Source organism: Nocardia sp. NPDC005366 (genome assembly GCF_040606855.1).
Taxonomy (GTDB): Bacteria; Actinomycetota; Actinomycetes; order Mycobacteriales; family Mycobacteriaceae; genus Nocardia.
In genome coordinates, this window is sequence record NZ_JBEXFQ010000006.1 from 49,162 (window position 1) to 65,141 (window position 15,980).

The 15,980-nt window shown below is 67.3% G+C and carries 18 protein-coding genes; 11 read left to right on the forward strand and 7 right to left on the reverse strand.

Features of this window, described 5'->3' with window-relative positions:
• Position 1: 1 nt before the first annotated feature.
• Positions 2-1,834: a phosphoenolpyruvate carboxykinase (GTP) gene (locus tag ABZS43_RS08980; protein ID WP_355035276.1), complete on the reverse strand. Its 1,833-nt coding sequence runs from the start codon at positions 1,832-1,834 to the stop codon at positions 2-4.
• A gap of 225 nt (positions 1,835-2,059) precedes the next feature.
• Here ABZS43_RS08980 and ABZS43_RS08985 point away from each other — a divergent pair, with 225 nt between their 5' ends.
• The 5 genes from ABZS43_RS08985 to ABZS43_RS09005 all read left to right on the forward strand — a co-directional run bounded on the left by ABZS43_RS08985 (position 2,060) and on the right by ABZS43_RS09005 (position 5,433).
• On the forward strand, positions 2,060-2,440 hold the full coding sequence (locus ABZS43_RS08985; RefSeq protein WP_355035277.1) for a DUF5313 family protein: 381 nt from the start codon (positions 2,060-2,062) through the stop codon (positions 2,438-2,440).
• A 400-nt stretch (positions 2,441-2,840) separates the two neighbouring features.
• On the forward strand, positions 2,841-3,647 hold the full coding sequence (locus ABZS43_RS08990; RefSeq protein ID WP_355035278.1) for an alpha/beta hydrolase: 807 nt from the start codon (positions 2,841-2,843) through the stop codon (positions 3,645-3,647).
• Positions 3,648-3,673: 26 nt separating this feature from the next.
• Positions 3,674-4,015 carry a zinc ribbon domain-containing protein YjdM gene (locus ABZS43_RS08995; protein WP_355035279.1) on the forward strand — a complete coding sequence of 114 codons (342 nt, stop codon included), beginning with the start codon at positions 3,674-3,676 and terminating at the stop codon, positions 4,013-4,015.
• Positions 4,016-4,193: 178 nt separating this feature from the next.
• Positions 4,194-5,006 carry a class I SAM-dependent methyltransferase gene (locus tag ABZS43_RS09000; protein WP_355035280.1) on the forward strand — a complete coding sequence of 271 codons (813 nt, stop codon included), beginning with the start codon at positions 4,194-4,196 and terminating at the stop codon, positions 5,004-5,006.
• An 88-nt stretch (positions 5,007-5,094) separates the two neighbouring features.
• The gene (locus ABZS43_RS09005) at positions 5,095-5,433 is read left to right on the forward strand and encodes an STAS domain-containing protein (RefSeq protein ID WP_355035281.1); all 339 of its coding nucleotides are present in this window, start codon (positions 5,095-5,097) and stop codon (positions 5,431-5,433) included.
• 87 nt (positions 5,434-5,520) lie between these two features.
• Here the strand turns inward: ABZS43_RS09005 and ABZS43_RS09010 are convergent, their stop codons facing one another.
• A complete protein-coding gene (locus ABZS43_RS09010; protein ID WP_355035282.1) occupies positions 5,521-6,558 on the reverse strand; it encodes an LLM class F420-dependent oxidoreductase in 1,038 nt (345 codons plus the stop codon).
• Positions 6,559-6,699: 141 nt separating this feature from the next.
• On the opposite strand from ABZS43_RS09010, the gene ABZS43_RS09015 reads away from it, so the two are divergent.
• Both ABZS43_RS09015 and ABZS43_RS09020 read left to right on the forward strand, forming a co-directional pair.
• Positions 6,700-7,359, forward strand: coding sequence for a cyclodeaminase/cyclohydrolase family protein (locus ABZS43_RS09015; RefSeq protein ID WP_355035283.1), 660 nt, complete (start codon positions 6,700-6,702; stop codon positions 7,357-7,359).
• A 156-nt stretch (positions 7,360-7,515) separates the two neighbouring features.
• Positions 7,516-8,268: a L,D-transpeptidase gene (locus tag ABZS43_RS09020; protein WP_355035284.1), complete on the forward strand. Its 753-nt coding sequence runs from the start codon at positions 7,516-7,518 to the stop codon at positions 8,266-8,268.
• A 71-nt stretch (positions 8,269-8,339) separates the two neighbouring features.
• On the opposite strand, the gene ABZS43_RS09025 is transcribed toward ABZS43_RS09020, so the two are convergent.
• The gene (locus tag ABZS43_RS09025; protein ID WP_355035285.1) at positions 8,340-10,097 is read right to left on the reverse strand and encodes an ABC transporter ATP-binding protein; all 1,758 of its coding nucleotides are present in this window, start codon (positions 10,095-10,097) and stop codon (positions 8,340-8,342) included.
• A gap of 82 nt (positions 10,098-10,179) precedes the next feature.
• Between ABZS43_RS09025 and ABZS43_RS09030 the strand changes: the two genes are divergently transcribed.
• Together ABZS43_RS09030 and ABZS43_RS09035 are read left to right on the forward strand one after the other, a co-directional pair.
• Entirely contained in the window at positions 10,180-10,608 is a 429-nt protein-coding gene (locus ABZS43_RS09030; protein ID WP_355035286.1) for a MarR family transcriptional regulator, read from the forward strand.
• Between the two features lie 196 nt (positions 10,609-10,804).
• Positions 10,805-11,581: a hypothetical protein gene (locus tag ABZS43_RS09035; protein WP_355035287.1), complete on the forward strand. Its 777-nt coding sequence runs from the start codon at positions 10,805-10,807 to the stop codon at positions 11,579-11,581.
• An 18-nt stretch (positions 11,582-11,599) separates the two neighbouring features.
• On the opposite strand, the gene ABZS43_RS09040 is transcribed toward ABZS43_RS09035, so the two are convergent.
• The gene (locus tag ABZS43_RS09040) at positions 11,600-12,454 is read right to left on the reverse strand and encodes a bifunctional 5,10-methylenetetrahydrofolate dehydrogenase/5,10-methenyltetrahydrofolate cyclohydrolase (protein WP_355035288.1); all 855 of its coding nucleotides are present in this window, start codon (positions 12,452-12,454) and stop codon (positions 11,600-11,602) included.
• Between the two features lie 208 nt (positions 12,455-12,662).
• Here ABZS43_RS09040 and ABZS43_RS09045 point away from each other — a divergent pair, with 208 nt between their 5' ends.
• Together ABZS43_RS09045 and ABZS43_RS09050 are read left to right on the forward strand one after the other, a co-directional pair.
• On the forward strand, positions 12,663-13,532 hold the full coding sequence (locus ABZS43_RS09045; protein WP_355035289.1) for a YdcF family protein: 870 nt from the start codon (positions 12,663-12,665) through the stop codon (positions 13,530-13,532).
• Positions 13,533-13,634: 102 nt separating this feature from the next.
• A complete protein-coding gene (locus ABZS43_RS09050) occupies positions 13,635-14,495 on the forward strand; it encodes a putative protein N(5)-glutamine methyltransferase (protein WP_355035290.1) in 861 nt (286 codons plus the stop codon).
• A 3-nt stretch (positions 14,496-14,498) separates the two neighbouring features.
• Here the strand turns inward: ABZS43_RS09050 and ABZS43_RS09055 are convergent, their stop codons facing one another.
• Genes ABZS43_RS09055 through ABZS43_RS09065 form a run of 3 tightly spaced genes read right to left on the reverse strand, consistent with a single transcriptional unit; the run spans position 14,499 to position 15,971 of the window.
• Positions 14,499-14,810 (reverse strand): hypothetical protein, encoded by a 312-nt coding sequence (locus ABZS43_RS09055; protein WP_355035291.1) that lies wholly within the window; start codon positions 14,808-14,810, stop codon positions 14,499-14,501.
• Positions 14,807-15,094 carry a hypothetical protein gene (locus tag ABZS43_RS09060; protein WP_355035292.1) on the reverse strand — a complete coding sequence of 96 codons (288 nt, stop codon included), beginning with the start codon at positions 15,092-15,094 and terminating at the stop codon, positions 14,807-14,809. Before ABZS43_RS09060 ends, ABZS43_RS09055 begins: the two co-directional genes overlap by 4 nt.
• A 46-nt stretch (positions 15,095-15,140) precedes the next feature.
• Complete coding sequence (locus ABZS43_RS09065) at positions 15,141-15,971, reverse strand: SDR family oxidoreductase (RefSeq protein WP_355035293.1); 831 nt, start codon at positions 15,969-15,971, stop codon at positions 15,141-15,143.
• Between the last annotated feature and the right edge of the window lie 9 nt (positions 15,972-15,980).

Consider the following 15,980-nt stretch of genomic DNA (forward strand, 5'->3'; position numbering starts at 1 on the left):
ATCAGCGTTTGCCGATGAGGCGGAGTTTGAGCGCGGCGAGCTGCTCACGCAGCTCTTCGGGCAGCCGGTTGCCGCCGATGGTGGCGTACCACTCGTCGATGGATCGGGTTTCGGCCACCCACTCCTGCACATCGACCGCCAGCGCCGCCTCGACCAGCGAGCGCTCGTCGTCGCCGAGACCGGTGAGATCGAGCGCATCGACACTCGGGACGCGTCCGACCGGAGTCCACTCGGACGGCGCGGTGCCCTCGATACGGTCCAGCGCCCACTTCAGTACGCGCACGTTATCCCCGAAGCCGGGCCACAGGAACTTCCCGTCCGCACCGCGACGGAACCAGTTCACCTGGAAGATCTTCGGCAGCTTCGCCGCATCGGCGCCCGCGCCGAGTGACAGCCAATGCGCGAAGTAGTCCCCGACGTGGTAGCCGAGGAAAGGCAGCATCGCCATCGGGTCACGGCGCACCACGCCGACCTTGCCCGCCGCCGCGGCGGTGGTCTCCGAGGACAGCGTCGATGCCACGAAGACACCGTGTTTCCAGTCGAAGGATTCCGAGATCAGCGGCACCGTCGTGGCGCGGCGACCGCCGAAGAAGATCGCCGAGATCGGCACTCCGGCCGGATCGTTCCATTCCGGGGCCACCGACGGGCACTGCTCGATCGGCGTGCAGTAACGCGAATTCGGGTGTGCCGCTGGTGTGTCCGACGCCGGGGTCCAGCTCTGACCGCGCCAGTCGGTGAGGTGGGCGGGCGGTTGATCGGTGAGGCCCTCCCACCACACGTCACCGTCGTCGGTGAGCGCGGTATTGGTGAAGATCGAGTTGCCGCGTTCGATGGTCGCGATCGCGTTCGGATTGGTCTCGGCGCCGGTACCCGGTGCGACACCGAAGAAACCGGCTTCCGGATTCACCGCGTAGAGGCGACCATCCGCGCCGAAACGCATCCAGGCGATATCGTCGCCGACCGTCTCGGCTTTCCATCCGGCGAGTGCCGGTTCGAGCATCGCGAGGTTGGTCTTGCCGCACGAGGACGGGAACGCCGCGGCGATGTAGTGCACCTTCTGTTGCGGAGAGGTGAGTTTGAGGATGAGCATGTGCTCGGCCAGCCAGCCTTCGTCGCGGCCGAGCACCGAGGCGATCCGCAGCGCGAAGCACTTCTTGCCGAGCAGCGCGTTGCCGCCGTAGCCGGAGCCGTAGCTCCAGACGGTGCGCGACTCCGGGAAATGCGCGATGTACTTCGTCTTGTCGCACGGCCACGGCAGGTCGGCGGCGCCCGGGGCAAGCGGCGAGCCCACCGAGTGCAGGCACTGCACGAAATCGGCACCGGCGGTCAGCTTCTCCCACACCGGGGCGCCGGAGCGGGTCATGATCTGCATCGATGCCGCGACATACTCCGAATCGGTGATCTGCACACCGAATTTCGGCTCGGCGGCATCCAACGGGCCCATGCAGAACGCGATCACATACATGGTCCGGCCCGCCATGGCCCCGCGGTAGTGCTCGGTCATCACCGTGCGCATATCGACCGGGTCGACCCAGTTGTTCGTCGGACCGGCATCGAGCCGGGATTCCGAGCAGATGAAGGTCCGGTCCTCCACCCGAGCCACATCATCGGGATCGGAGACACACCAGAACGAATTCGGTTTACCGGCGAGCGGAACGAAGGTGCCCTTCGCGACGAGCTCCGCGGTGAGCCGGTCCCACTCCGGCCGGGATCCGTCGCACCAGACGATGCGATCCGGCGCGGTCAGCTCGGCGACGTCCTCGACCCACGCGGTGATGCCCGCGTGATCGGTCGGGGCCGAGGGGGCCAGGGTGGACGCGGAGCGGTCGGTCACAAGCGTTCTCCTTCTAACTCGCTACGTATTTAGTTTAGAAATTATGCAATCAGTTGACCAGGGGCAAGCCGGGTGATCATGCCCACTGCGGTCACGCGGCCACGCCACCCGATATATTGATTGCGAAGTTTAGCAACCAGGGAGGACATCGTTGATCGCGCCATTCCACACCACCCCGGCACGGCAGCCGCGCAGGTCCACGCGCTCAGCCGGAATGTCGCACCGATGACCGAACGCGCGACCCCGACCCTGGCTCAGCGGATCGGCTACGCCTGCGGGCGCACGCTGCCCGCGTCGCTGACGCAGTGGGTGCGCGAGGACCTCACCGGACCCGGCGCAACCCGCCGATATCTGATGCGGATCCTGATCCCCATCATCCCGGTACTCATGTTGTTCCTGCTGGTACCGGGGCCGATCTGGATGGGTCTGGCGATGATGGCCCTGCTCTATCTGCCGCTGATCTATTTCACGGTGGCGCTGACCAACGTCTACCGGCGCAACCGGCTGATCACACACGGACTCGACCCCGAACTCGCCGACGCCCGCGCCAAGAGCCGCGCCGAGGCCGAACGCCTCGCCTACGAACGCCGACACGGCCGCGCCTGAGCCGAACTGCCCCTATGCTACGTGCTTGCTAAGATTAGCAACTAAATAAGGAGGTGGACCGATGCGTGTGACCCCGATCAGCAAGTTTCGCGGGCGGATCCTGCGGTGCCCGGACTGCGGCCTCCTCTGCAGGACCTCAGCACTGACGCCGGGGACCGCGGCCTGCCCCCGCTGCGATGCGCGCACGTTGACCGTCGTCGGCACCGGCAAGCCCTTCGACGCCACTGGCGCCGACTGACAACGGTCCCGTATCGTGCTGCGACTACCCGGCCGCCGGTAAACGCCGGTTCCGGCCGCATGCACCGGATCGATCCGTCGACGCGCACCCGACGCCGTCGACTCACCCAGCTCCACACCACCATTCGTCACACAGCGCGCGCTGATCCACGGAAGAAGGACCATGCCCATCGCCACCCTCAACGGGATCCGACTCAACTACGAGGTCACCGGGACAGGTCCGCTCGTCGTGCTGGTCATGGGAACCGGCAGCCCGGGTCGGATCTGGCGCACCTATCAGGTGCCCGCCCTGGTCGCGGCCGGATTCCGGGTGGCGACCATGGACAATCGAGGGATCGCGCCGTCGGACGAATGCGCCGGCGGCTTCGGCATCGACGACCTGGTCGCCGACACCGCCGCGCTGATCGAACACCTCGGTGGTGGCCGCGCCCACGTGGTCGGCCATTCGATGGGCGCGAGAGTCGTGCAGGAATTGGCGCTGGCCCGCCCCGACCTCGTCGGCAAGGCCATCATGCTCGGCGCCGCCGGACGCCCCCATCCGATGGCGCGCACCCTCAACCTCGGCGAACAAGCCCTCTACGACCAAGGAATTCAGCTGCCCCCGCAGTACGCGGCGGCCATCAAGGCGATGCTGAACCTCTCGCCGCACACCCTGAAAGACGAAGCCAAGGCCCAGGAATGGCTCGACATCTTCGAGTTCACCACGGGCAAACCGACACCGGGTGTCCGGGCCCAGATCGGCATGGACCGCTCCCGCGACCGCCTGCCCGACTACGCGCGAATCACCGCACCCAGCCTGGTCATCGGATTCGCCGACGACCAGATGACGCCCACCTTCTTCGGCCGCGAGGTCGCCGCCGCCATACCCCGCGCCCGATACGTCGAGATCGAACGCTGCGGGCACTACGGCTACCTGGAACGACCGGACGAAGTCAACCGCGTCATCATCGAATTCCTCACCGCCGCATAACAACCGCCCCCCGAAAGGACGTTCCAGTGGCCGCCACCCTGCCGCCCTGTCCCGCCTGCTCCAGCCAGTACACCTACGAGATGGGCGCGCTGCTGGTCTGCCCGGAGTGCGCCCACGAATGGGAACCGGCCGCCGAGGAAACCGGCGAGATCGTGATCAAGGACGCCGTCGGCAACGTCCTCGCCGACGGCGACACCGTCACCGTCATCAAGAGCCTCAAGGTCAAGGGCAGCCCCACCGGCATCAAGGCGGGCACCAAGGTCAGGAATATCCGCCTCGTCGACGGTGTCGGCGACCACGATATCGACTGCAAGGTCGACGGCATCGGCCCCATGCAACTCAAGTCGAGCGTGGTCAAGAAAGTCTGACCGCGGGCACCGGCGGTCCGACGAAGCGCGGATGATTCTGGACGGTTGGACGGCCTCCCCAGGACACGGACCGAAAGTGTGCGCAGGCCAGTCGATCGCGCGGTGCCACGATTCGTGCGCGTTCCGACCAGCTCGAAATATGGTTCGGTGCTGCAGAACTCGTGACAGACTGGTCGCGGTGACCGATCGGGTGGGACCGGAACCCCAATACGATGTGTTCGCCGACGAATTCCTCGCGCACGCGCGCGACGGCTTCTACAACGCCCACTACGACCGGCCCGCGTGCCTGGAATTGCTGGGAGATGTGGCGGGCCGCACCGTGCTGGACGCAGCCTGCGGGCCGGGGCTGTACGCGCAGGAACTCCTCGCGCGCGGGGCGCGGGTGGTCGGGCTGGACCAGAGCCCGCGGATGGTGGAGCTGAGCCGGGATCGGTTGCCGGAAGGGGATTTCCGGGTCCATGATCTGGCCGAGCCGCTGCATTGGGTACCGGATGCCTCGGTGGATCTGGTGCTGTTCGCGCTTGCGCTGGAGTATGTGGACGACAGAGTGGCGGCGCTGCGGGAGATGCGGCGGGCGCTGCGGCCGGATGGGGCGCTGGTGCTGTCGCGGCTGCACCCTGCGCTCACGGGACGGGCGACCGATCTCGCGCCGCCGATACGACACACTCTCGACGCGCTTTCGTACTCATCTGCCATGGGCCGACGCACTAGGGGTCAGCGCGCACTGGATCCGCCACACCACCCTGACCTGGGTCGAGCGGGAGTTCGGGCTGGCGATCGCGCGCGCCTACGTCGGACACAGCATCGGGAACCCCGGTCACGGCTCGGCCACCTTCACCTACGTTCGTGCGTCGTTGGTCGAGTTGGCCGAGGCGGTCTCGGTACTCACCGGCGAGACCCATCCCCTCGCACCCGCACAGCGCCACCCGCTGGCACGACGAGTGCCGACTGGACAATCCACCTCGGAAACGAGCCATGGTTGACGCTATGAACACATCGAAGTTGCGAATCTGCCGCGATTTGTGTGTTGTTGAGGTGTGACCAACACTTCCGGAGACGCGTATCCCCTCGCGGACACGATGAGCACCTCCGTCGCGACGCACGACGGTGCGACGGTGCTGACGGTGTCCGGCGAGGTCGACCTGGCGACGGCGTCCGCGCTGGAGACGGCGATCGAGGGCATTCTCGCCGCTAAACCCACCGCCCTGATCATCGACCTGTCCGGGGTCAGCTTCCTCGCCTCGGCGGGGATGGCGGCCTTGGTCGCCGCCCATCAGCGGGCCGGGGAGGCGACCACCATCGCGGTCGTCGCGGAGGGGCCCGCTACCAGTCGGCAGCTCAAGATGACCAGCTTGGATCAGGTCTTCGCGCTGCATTCCACGCTGGCGGCGGCGTTGGAGGGTGTGCGAGGCAGCTGACCGGGCGTCGCGCCCGACTCCTGATCCACCGGATATACCGAGGCCGGTCCCGCGATGGCGGAACCGGCCTCGTTTTTCGCGCGTGGCTCAGACGAGTGCGCGCAGTTGTTCGATCAGGCTCACCCGTTCGGCGGCGGTGGCGGCCATCGGCACCACGTTCAGCACGGTGACACCGGCCTCGCGGAACGCGGCGATGCGCTCCTTGACGTAACCCGCGGGGCCGACCAGCGAGATATCGCGCACCAACTGGTCGGGCACGACCTTGACGGCTTCTTCCTTCTTACCTGCCAGGTACAGCTCCTGGATACGGTCGGCTTCCGCGCCGTATCCGTATCTGGTGGCAAGGTCGTGGTAGAAGTTCTTGCCCTTCGCGCCCATACCGCCGATGTAGAGGGCGAGATGCGGTTTGACGAATTCCAGCAGCGGCGTCACGTTCTCACCGATGGCCAGTGCGGGGCCCGCGTAGACGTCAAGGTCACCGAGGATCGGATCGCGTTTGGCCTTGCCTTTGGCGATGGACTCGCCCCAGATCTCCGCCGCCTTCTCGGGCAGGAAGAAGATCGGCTGCCAGCCTTCGGCGATTTCGGCGGCCAGTTCCACGTTCTTGGGGCCGAGGGCGGCGAGCAGCACCGGGATGCGCTCGCGAACCGGGTGGTTGATGAGTTTGAGTGGTTTGCCCAGGCCGGTGCCGCGCTCGGCGGGCAGCGGGATCTGGTAGTACTTGCCCTGGTATTCGAGCTTTTCCCGGCGCCACACCTTGCGGCAGATCTCCACGAGTTCTCTGGTGCGCCCGATCGGCGCGTCGTAGGGCACGCCGTGGAAGCCCTCGATCACCTGTGGTCCGGAAGCGCCGAGGCCGAGCAGGAAACGACCGTCGGAGACGAAGTCCAGACCCGCCGCCGTCATCGCGGTCAGGCTCGGCGTACGGGTGTAGATCTGCAGGATGCCCGAGGCCAGTTGCAGGCGCTCGGTCTTGGCCGCGAGGTAGCCGAGCGCGCTGACCGCGTCGAAGGAGTACGCCTCGGGAACGAACACGATGTCCAGTCCGGCGCGCTCCAAATCGGCCACTTCGGCCGCGGCCTCCTTGAAGCCCCCCGAATAGTTGATGCTCAATCCGATCCGCATGGCAATCAACATAACCGCAGCTACGGACCGAGCCCGCATCGGCACGACTCGAACCTCCTGGCGTGGGCCGCTCGGAGGGTGACCCGGTAGGTTGAAGCGGTACGTCCGCGTCCGCGTCGCAGAACGAAAGGCAACACCCCCGTGTCGCAGCCAAGCACGTCGTCCCAGGACACTGCGTCCTCCTTCGGCGGGGTCTCCCTCGCGCAGTACCTGTCCGAGCTGGCCGCGAAGGTGCCAGCGCCCGGCGGCGGCGCGGTCGCCGCACTGCACGCGGCACAGGGCGCGGCGCTGGTCGCGATGGTCGCGCGCTACACCACCAGGGCCAAGGACGCCGAGCACCGGCCCGTCGTCGACCGCATCATCGATGCCGCCGACGCCGCCCGTGAACGCGCCCTCGCCCTGGTCGACGCCGACGCCGCCGCCTTCACCGCGGTCGGCGACGCCTACAAACTGCCGAAGACCACCGACGACGAGGCCGCCGCCCGCGCCGCCGCCATCACCGTGGCGCTGATCGAGGCCGCTCGCGTCCCCGCCGCCGTGGTCGACGAAGCCGACGAGGTGCTGTCGCTGGCCGCCGAACTGCTGCCGATCGGCAATCCGAACGTGGTGACCGATATCGGCGCCGCCGCCGACGCGGCCCGCGCCGCCGCCACCAGTTCCCAGCTCAATATCGAGATCAACGTGGCCTCGCTGTCCGCCGAGGACGGCGACCGTTTCGCGCCGACGCTGCTGCGCGTGGAGGAGATCTCCGCCCGCGCCGACGCCCTGCACGCGGACGTGCTGCACGCGGTGCGCGGCTGAACCGGATCACACCGGTCGGTGCGGTGACCGTTCGAGGCGGGCCGCACGCAACGTCCAACTATCTGAAACAGGACTGTCACGCCCGGCTCGACGCTGTTGATCATGAAGGCGTAGACTGGCTTTCCCCTACCACACCCGCTCGAAAGGGGTGGAAATATGAGGGGTGCATTTCGCCAGATGTTCCTCGCTTTCGTGGTCATCGCCTTGGCCACCTTCGGGTCCGGCGCGGCGGCGGCGACACTGATCGGAAAACCTCCTGCGGACACGGTCGCGGCGATATCGCCCGCCGCCGGTCAGACAGTAGGCATCGCACATCCTGTGACCGTACGTTTCGCCGCTCCCGTCGCCGACAAGTCCCGCGCCGAGCGCATGCTCGACATCAGTTCGACGCAACCACTGCGCGGCACCTATTCCTGGACCGGCGACAAGGAATTGACGTGGACGCCCACCGGATTCCTGCCCGCGCGTTCCCCGATCGCCGTGCAATTCGGCGACGCGCGAAGCGAATTCCGCACCAATGAAGGCGTGGTAGCCGAGGGCGATATGTCCGCGCACACCTTCACCGTCAGTATGGGCGGTCAGGTTATCTGGGTCATGCCCGCGTCGTTCGGCAAGCCGGGCTGGGAGACGCCGGTCGGCACCTACCCGGTGCTGGAGAAGTTCCGCTCGGTGGTTTTCGATTCCCGCACCATAGGCATCCCGCTCAATTCCGCCGAGGGCTATTACATCAACGGCGAGTATGCCGAAAGGCTCACGTGGGGCGGCGTTTTCGTGCACTCCGCGCCCTGGTCGGTGGATTCGCAGGGCTATGCCAACGTCAGCCACGGCTGCGTCAACCTTTCCCCGGAGGACGCCGCCTGGTATTACCAGAACGTCAATGTCGGCGACCCGGTGACGCTGCACTGGTGACGGCGAAGGTCCAGGATCGGCGAACGTTCACCTGACGCCGATCCTCTTCGCGCGCAGGGTCGTTCGACGACTCAGGCGGCCGTGAGCGCCGACTGGTCGCGTGCGGTCAGTTCGGCGTAGCGCCCACCGGCCCGCATCAATTCCTCGTGCGTGCCGCGTTCGGCGATCCGCCCCCGATCGAGTACCACGATCTGGTCCGCGCCGCGAATGGTGGACAGGCGGTGGGCGATGGTGATCGTGGTCCGCCCCCGCGAGAGCGCGTCGATGGCAGCCTGCACCTCGCGTTCGGTGTGGGTGTCCAATGCGCTGGTCGCCTCGTCCAGGATCAGGATCGGCGGATCGCGCAGGATCGCCCGCGCCACCGCGAGCCGCTGCTTCTCACCGCCGGAGAAACGGTAGCCCCTTTCACCGACCATGGTGTCGTAGCCGGCGGGCAGGGCGGCGATATGGTCGTGGATCTGCGCGGCGCGCGCGGCGGAGTGCAATTCGGCATCGGTGGCGTCGGGTTTCGCGAACCGCAGATTGTCGGCAACCGAGGCGTGGAACAGGTAGGTCTCCTGCGAGACGACGCCGACGGCGGCGGCGAGATCCGCGAACGACAGTTCCCGCACGTCGATCCCGTCGATCGCGACCCGGCCCGACGTGGCGTCGTACAACCGGGCGACCAGATAGCCGAGCGTCGTCTTACCCGATCCGGTCTCCCCGACGACGGCGAGGCTCGATCCGGCTTCGACGGTGATATCGATATCGTGGAGTACCGCGCGATCACCGGGAGCGTAGGAGAAATCGACATTCTCCAATCGCACCTCGCCGCGCGAATCGGCCAGCGGCGTCGGGTGCGACGGCTCCTCGATATCCGGCTTCAGATCCAGGTATTCGAAGATCCGCCCGAACAGCGCCAGCGAACTCTGCACCTCCACACCGGTGTAGAGCAGTTGCACCATCGGCCGCAGCAGGCCGGCCTGCAAGGTGGTGAAGGCGACCAGGGTGCCGATCGAGACCAGCGGATGACCGGTGGCGCTCGTCAGCCCTGCCACCCAGTAGATGATCGCAGGCATCGCCGCGAGCACGATCTGAATGGTCGACTGCCGCCAGCGGCCCGCCATACTCGCGCGGATCTCCAGATCGACCAGTCCGCGCGATTCCCGCGAGAAATCCTCGACAAGCGCGGGCGATCGGCCCATGGTGCGGCCGAGCAGGATGCCGCTCACCGAGAGCGATTCCTCCACGATCGCCGACATGGACGCGAGCTGACGCTGACGTTGCCCGGTGATCTTGCGGCGTTCGTCGCCGACGCGGCGGCTGATCCAGACGAACAGCGGCAGCATCATCAGCGAGACCAGGGTGAGCCGCCAGTCCAGCGCGACCATGGCGACGACCGAGGCGAGCACGGTGGTGAAATTGGAGACGAGCGAGGTCGCGGTGGAGGTGACGGTGGATTGCATGCCGCCGATATCGTTGGCGATCCTGGACTGCACCTCTCCCGTTCGGGTCGAGGTGAAGAAGGCCAGCGGCATCCGTTGCAGTTGGGCGTAGACCGCGGATCGCAGATCGTGCATGACGTCCTGGCCGACCGCGGTGGAGATATAGGTCTGTAGCACACCGAACACGCTGGTCAGCGCCGCGACCGCGACCATGCCCGCGGCCAGGAGGGTCAGCAGGCCGGTACGGCCGTGCGGTAGTGCGTCATCGAGGACCGCGCGCAACATGAACGGCGACGCGAGGGCGACGACGGACGACAGACCGACAAGGGCGGCGACCGTCGCCAGCCTGGCGCGATACGGACCGAAGAGCCGGAGTATCCGGCGAAGTTGGGAGGGGGGCTGCACAGGCGGCTCCTTTCGAATGTCAACTCATGAAACCGAGTATGACTCATAATTGTTCCACTGAACAATGAGTTAAGCTCAGTATATGGACAGCGGCCCCGAACCCGACCTTCCCGAACTCTTCCTGCGCGCCGCCAAACGCATCCGCCGCAATCAGATGACCCGCCTCACGCCGCTCGGCCTCACCCCCGCGCAAGCACGCGCGTTGCGCACCATCGGCCACGCGAGCCAACCGCTGCATATGGCCGCGCTGGCCGAACGTCTCGATATCGTCCCCCGCTCGGCCACCACGGTGGTGGACGCGCTGGAGGCCGCTGGACTGGTGAGCAGGACGCCCGATCCCGGCAACCGGCGTTCCACCCTGGTCACGCCCACCGACGCGGGTACCGCCGTCCTCGACCGGATGGTACGGGCCAGGCGCGAGGCCGCCGCGGAACTGTTCACCACCCTCAGCCCCGGCCAGCGCGAAACCCTGCGCGAACTGCTCGCGGCACTGGACGCCGAATCCGCCTGATCGACGACATCAGCGCGTCGCCACGCCATGACGGCGGGCCGCTGGCTAGAATCGGCTGCGATAGAACGGTTTCGAGGAGCCGATCAATACGAGTGTGGCTGAGATACGTCGAGGACAGCCCACTGGCAGTATCGTTCCGGGGGCGGCATCGGATGCGGGAACGAACTCGACGATGGGACCTGATGGAGGCGGGGAAATGGATCGACCGGATATGGGCGTGCGACCGGGACTACGCGGGCGGCGCCCCGGTTTCCCACCATCGCCGGACCGGCAATTCGACGGCGAATGGTCGGATTGGATGGCAGACGCGCCGACCGTGCCGATGTACCTGCCGAATTTCGATTTCGCTCCGAAACCCGAACCCGAACGTGAGCGGCTGCCCGACGACGCCTTCGCCCGCCTCATCGATCGATCCACTCGCAGACCGCCGCGTCAGCAGGCGATACCGCGCTGGCTGATGCCCTTGGCCGGGTCGGTCGCGGCGGCCGCGGTACTCGGGGTGGCATTCTTCCAGCTGCGTGGCGCCCCCGCGCCGCACTCGGTCAGCCATGCGACCGAAATCGTTGTCGTACCGGCCTCTTCGGGAGGTACGGCGGTGGCGCAGTGCCCCGCCGAACGAGTCGGCAACCGCATCCAGGGCAACGGCGCCGGCGGCGTCGATTCCGGTCCCGCCGCCATCTTCGCCTTCCAGCACGCCTACTACGTCGCCCGCTCGGGCACGGTGGCGCGCTCGGTCGTCGCCCCGAACGCGTCGGTGTCCACCGCGACCGCGATCCAGCAGGGTATCGACTCCATCCCGGCCGGAACCAGCCACTGCGTGAGCATCACCCCCGGCGCGTTCGCCGGTCAGTACCTGGTCGTGGTCACCGAATACCGGCCTGGCGCAGCGGCGTTCACCTACCACGCGCAGGCCGTCGGCACCGCGCGCATCGACGGCAAGACACTCATCACCGGTATCGCGCCAGCGCCGTAACCGTGCCCTGGGCGAAGGTCAGTGGGCGCGCGCCTTTTCCGCGGACACCACGACATGACGCATCAGCAGCGCCGTCGTCACCGGACCGACGCCTCCGGGGACGGGACTGAGAGCGGAAGCCTTGCCCCGCACCGACTCCGCCTCGACATCGCCCACGATGGCGCCGTCGGCGGATTCATTGGTGCCGACATCGACGACGACCGCGCCGTCGGCGATATGTTTGCCGGTGACGAGTCCGATGCGTCCGGCCGCGGCGACGACGATATCTGCCGCCGAGGTCACGGCGGCCAGGTCGCCGGTCCGGGAGTGGGCGATGGTGACGGTCGCGTTCTCGGCGAGCAGCAGTTGCCCGAGCGGTTTGCCGACCACATTGGAACGGCCGACCACGGCGACGTGCCGACCGGCGAGCGGAATGTCGTGATGCTTCAGTAGTTCCACCACCGCCTCGGAAGTGGCGGGCACGAATCCGTCGAGACCGGCGGCGAGCAGACCCAGGGACAGTGGACTGACGCCGTCGACGTCCTTGGTCGCGACGATGGACGAGCTCACGTCGTCCAGGGTGACGCCCGCGGGCAGCGGGGTCTGCAACATGATGGCGTCGACCGCGGCGTCGGCGCTGCGGGCGGCGAGTTCGGCGCGGATGGCGTCGGCGCTCGCCTCGGCACCGAGATCGATGCGGTCGCAGTCGATTCCGAGTCGCTCGGCGGCCTTGCGCAGCGAGTTCACGTACCAGGCGCTGGCCGGGTCGTCATTGGCGACGATGAGAGCCAGGCGCGGGGCGGTCCCCGCCGCGGTCAGCGTGGCGGCGCGCGCCTTGGTGTCGGCGTTGATGGCGGCGGCGAGTTCCTTGCCGGTCAGCGAAACGGTATCCACGGTGTTCCACCCTATCGGGGAGGCCGGAGAACCGATCGCGCCGCACCGCCCGAGTGCCGCCGCGGGCCGACACAGTTCGCGCGACCCCCCCTCGCAATTGCGGCCCGATCGCGTTGACCGGCCGTATCGTAAGGACAGCTTGCCCCGGCTAACTGCCAGCTGACGTGCCGAGAACCCCCGTTTCACGCGTGGAAAGGTGTCAACTGTCGTGAAGATCTCGAGGCATTGGAAAACCCTGGTCGCGTCCTCGTTCGCGGCCGTCGCCCTCACCGGCTTGGTCGGCGTCCCCGCGCACGCGGCCGATACCGACGATCTCTACAACTCCGCCCAGCGCCATTTCACCAACGGCGACGACGCCGCGGGCCGCGCGGATCTGCGTGCCCTCATCGGCGCCGATCCCGCCGACGCCGAGGCGTTGTCCCTGCAGGCAATCTGGTCCCAATACGCCAACGATCTACCCGCACTGGCGGATTCGATGGCCAGGCTGAACGCGGTCGATCCGGGAATGGCCGCGGGCACCACCAATGTGCTCAACGCCATCGCCGCCGCGGTGGGCACCCTGCCCAATCCGCTGCCCGCCCTGGTCGGCCCGCAAACCGGCATCGTCGTACTCGGGTACGGGCTTTTACCCGGCGGCGTGCTGCGCCCGGAGTTGGTGAACCGGCTGGCCTGGGCCTGGTTGCAGGCGATCGCCTCGCCGTTCTCCCCCGTGGTGGTCACCGGCGGTAATCCGGTGGACGGTATCGCCGAGGCCGACGCCATGTTCCACTGGCTGGTCGGCCAAGGTCTGCCGCCCAACCGGGTCTTCATCGAGAACCAGGCCGGGTCCACCGTGCAGAACGCGCTGTTCAGCACCCAGCTGCTGCGCGATATCGGCGCGACGAGCGCGGTCGTCGTCACCTCCCCCAACCACATCCGGCGCGCCGTCGCCGACTTCATCGTCGCGGGCACCCGTGTCGTCGGCGCCACCACCTCCATGGATGAGATCATCTCGCAGCTTCCGCCGCCTTCTCGCCCGAACCAGCGCGGGATCTACCTGGACGCCACCCGCACCTTCCAGCTCGCCACCGCGCGCTGACTCACCCGCCGCCGCGTCCGGCCGCTCGCGAACGGACACGGCGGTCCGTTGCGCTCCGAAATCCACTGGCATCCAGCGGGTGCGACGGGGCAGGATGACGCCGTGACATCGACGGGTGGTATCGAGGTGGTCGCGCGGTTGCGCGCGGCCGGATGCGTTTTCGCCGAGGAGGAGGCGGCGCTGCTGGCCGAGGCCGCCGAGGTGACGGGCGCGGATCTGGACGAGTTGGTATCGCGGCGGGTTTCCGGAACGCCGGTGGAGCATCTGCTGGGGTGGGCCGAATTCCATGGGATTCGGGTGGGTGTGACGTCAGGGGTTTTCGTGCCGCGGCAGCGCACCGGATTCCTGGTCGACGAGGCCGCGCTCGCGGTGCGGGCGCTCGGCGTCCGCCGTCCCGTCGTGCTCGATCTGTGTTGCGGCTCGGGCGCTCTTGGTCTGGCGCTGGCCACCGCGCTCGCCGACGAACGGATATCCGTCGAACTGGTCGCCGCCGATATCGAGCCCGCCGCGGTCGCATGCGCCCGCCGTAATCTGGCGGCATGGGACGCATCGGTCTACGAGGGTGATCTCTTCGAACCGCTACCCGCCGACCTTCGCGGGCGGATCGATATCCTGCTGTGCAATACCCCGTACGTCCCGACCGGCATGATCGCGCGGATGCCGCCGGAGGCGCGCGATCACGAACCGCGCCGAGCCCTCGACGGCGGCGCCGACGGTCTGGACATCCTGCGCCGCGTCGCCGCCGCGGCTCCGGTCTGGTTGGCTCCCGGCGGTCATCTCCTGGTCGAGGAGAGCGAGGCCCAGGCCCCGGTCGCCGCCGATATTCTGCGCGCGCACGGATTGGATGCCCATATCCGCTCGAGTGAGGAGTACGAGGAGTACGAGGAGTACGAGGCCACCGCGGTCATCGCACGCAAGCCCGGGCGGCCGACGTCGACCCGAGGCCCCGTCGCTTCGAGATGAGATCTAGGCCGATGGCCGCAGATTCGACAGCACCCGGATGGCGTCGGAGAGCGGGATCATTCGTTCGGGCTGTTCGGCCGCGAGACCCATCTCGATGTACTGGCGGATCAGCATGGATTGGGTGACGCAGTGGGCGGCGGCGGCCTCTTTCACCCGGCGGTCCATCTCCGGTGACATCTTCAGTGATCTGACCACCGTCATGGCGTGTTCGATCTCGGCGGTCGTCGGCGGCAGCGGGGGTGCCGACACCGTGTCGTCGTAGGTCAGCGAGTCCAGGATCGCGTCCGGATCCTCGCCTGCGCGTAGATCTTTCACCGCTCGACCTCCCATGCCTCGTACTCATGCACTTGGTGTGGTCGCATGGGCGCGGCCATGACGACCTCCCAGATTCCCGGCGCGGAGGAGGGCTGTCGCAACAGCACAACGACCGGACGTCCCTGTTCGGTCCGGCCCCACACCGTCAGTACCGGCAGGCCCTCCGGTGTGCGCGCGGGCCGAGGCCAGCGCCTCGGCGAGTACAGGACCTCCATGACTTCCCAGGGCTCGACCCCGGCTCGCCGCAGATGATCCCGGGCTCCATACCACCACTCGTATTGCATTGTGTGTCGATAATACCAAGGTATTACCGCAGCTGGGAGTGGCGATTCACTTGTCGCGGCCGGTGAACTGATCCATCGAGTGGTAGACGCCGACGGTGTCGAGGAACAGATCGCGCATCTTGATGGGAAGCAGACCCGACAGCGCCTTGTTCAGACGCGAGGTCCACGGCAGGATGACCAGCGGATTACCCGCCTTCATCTGCTTCCACGACGTGTCGACCACCGCGTCCTGCTGCAGAATCGGGGTGAACAGGAACCCCTTCGCGCCGTCGAACATGCCGGTGTCGATATAGGTCGGGCAGACGGTGGTCACCTTCACGTGGTCGTGCCCGGCCTGCTCCAATTCGATGCGCACCGAATCCGACCAGCCGAGCGCGGCCCATTTGGACGCCGCGTAGACGCTCATGCGCGGATTGGACACCAGCCCCGCGGAGGACGCGATATTCAGCACCCTGGCCTCGCCCGCACCGCGCACCATCGCGGGCAGGAATTCCAGCGTGATGTACATGGGCGCGAGTGAATTGATCGCCATGGTCTTCTCGATATCGGCGCGGTTCTCGGTTTCCCAGAAGTAGCTGTTACCGCGCACGATGCCGGCGTTGTTCACCAGGATGTCGATATCGCCGACCTCGGCGCGCACCGAGGCGGCGGCCTCGGCGATGGCGTCGCGGTCGGCGACGTCGACCACGTAGTGGTGCACCCGCCCGCCGAGGGCGGTGAATTCGGCGGCGGTGTCCTTCAGGGCGGCTTCGTCGATATCCCACAGCACGACCGATGCCGCGCCCTCGCGCACGGCGCGCTCGGCGAATAGTTTGCCCAAGCCCATGGCCGCGCCCGTGACCAAGACCTTCTTACCGGCTACGGTGTCGAGCTTCATCGATTTCCC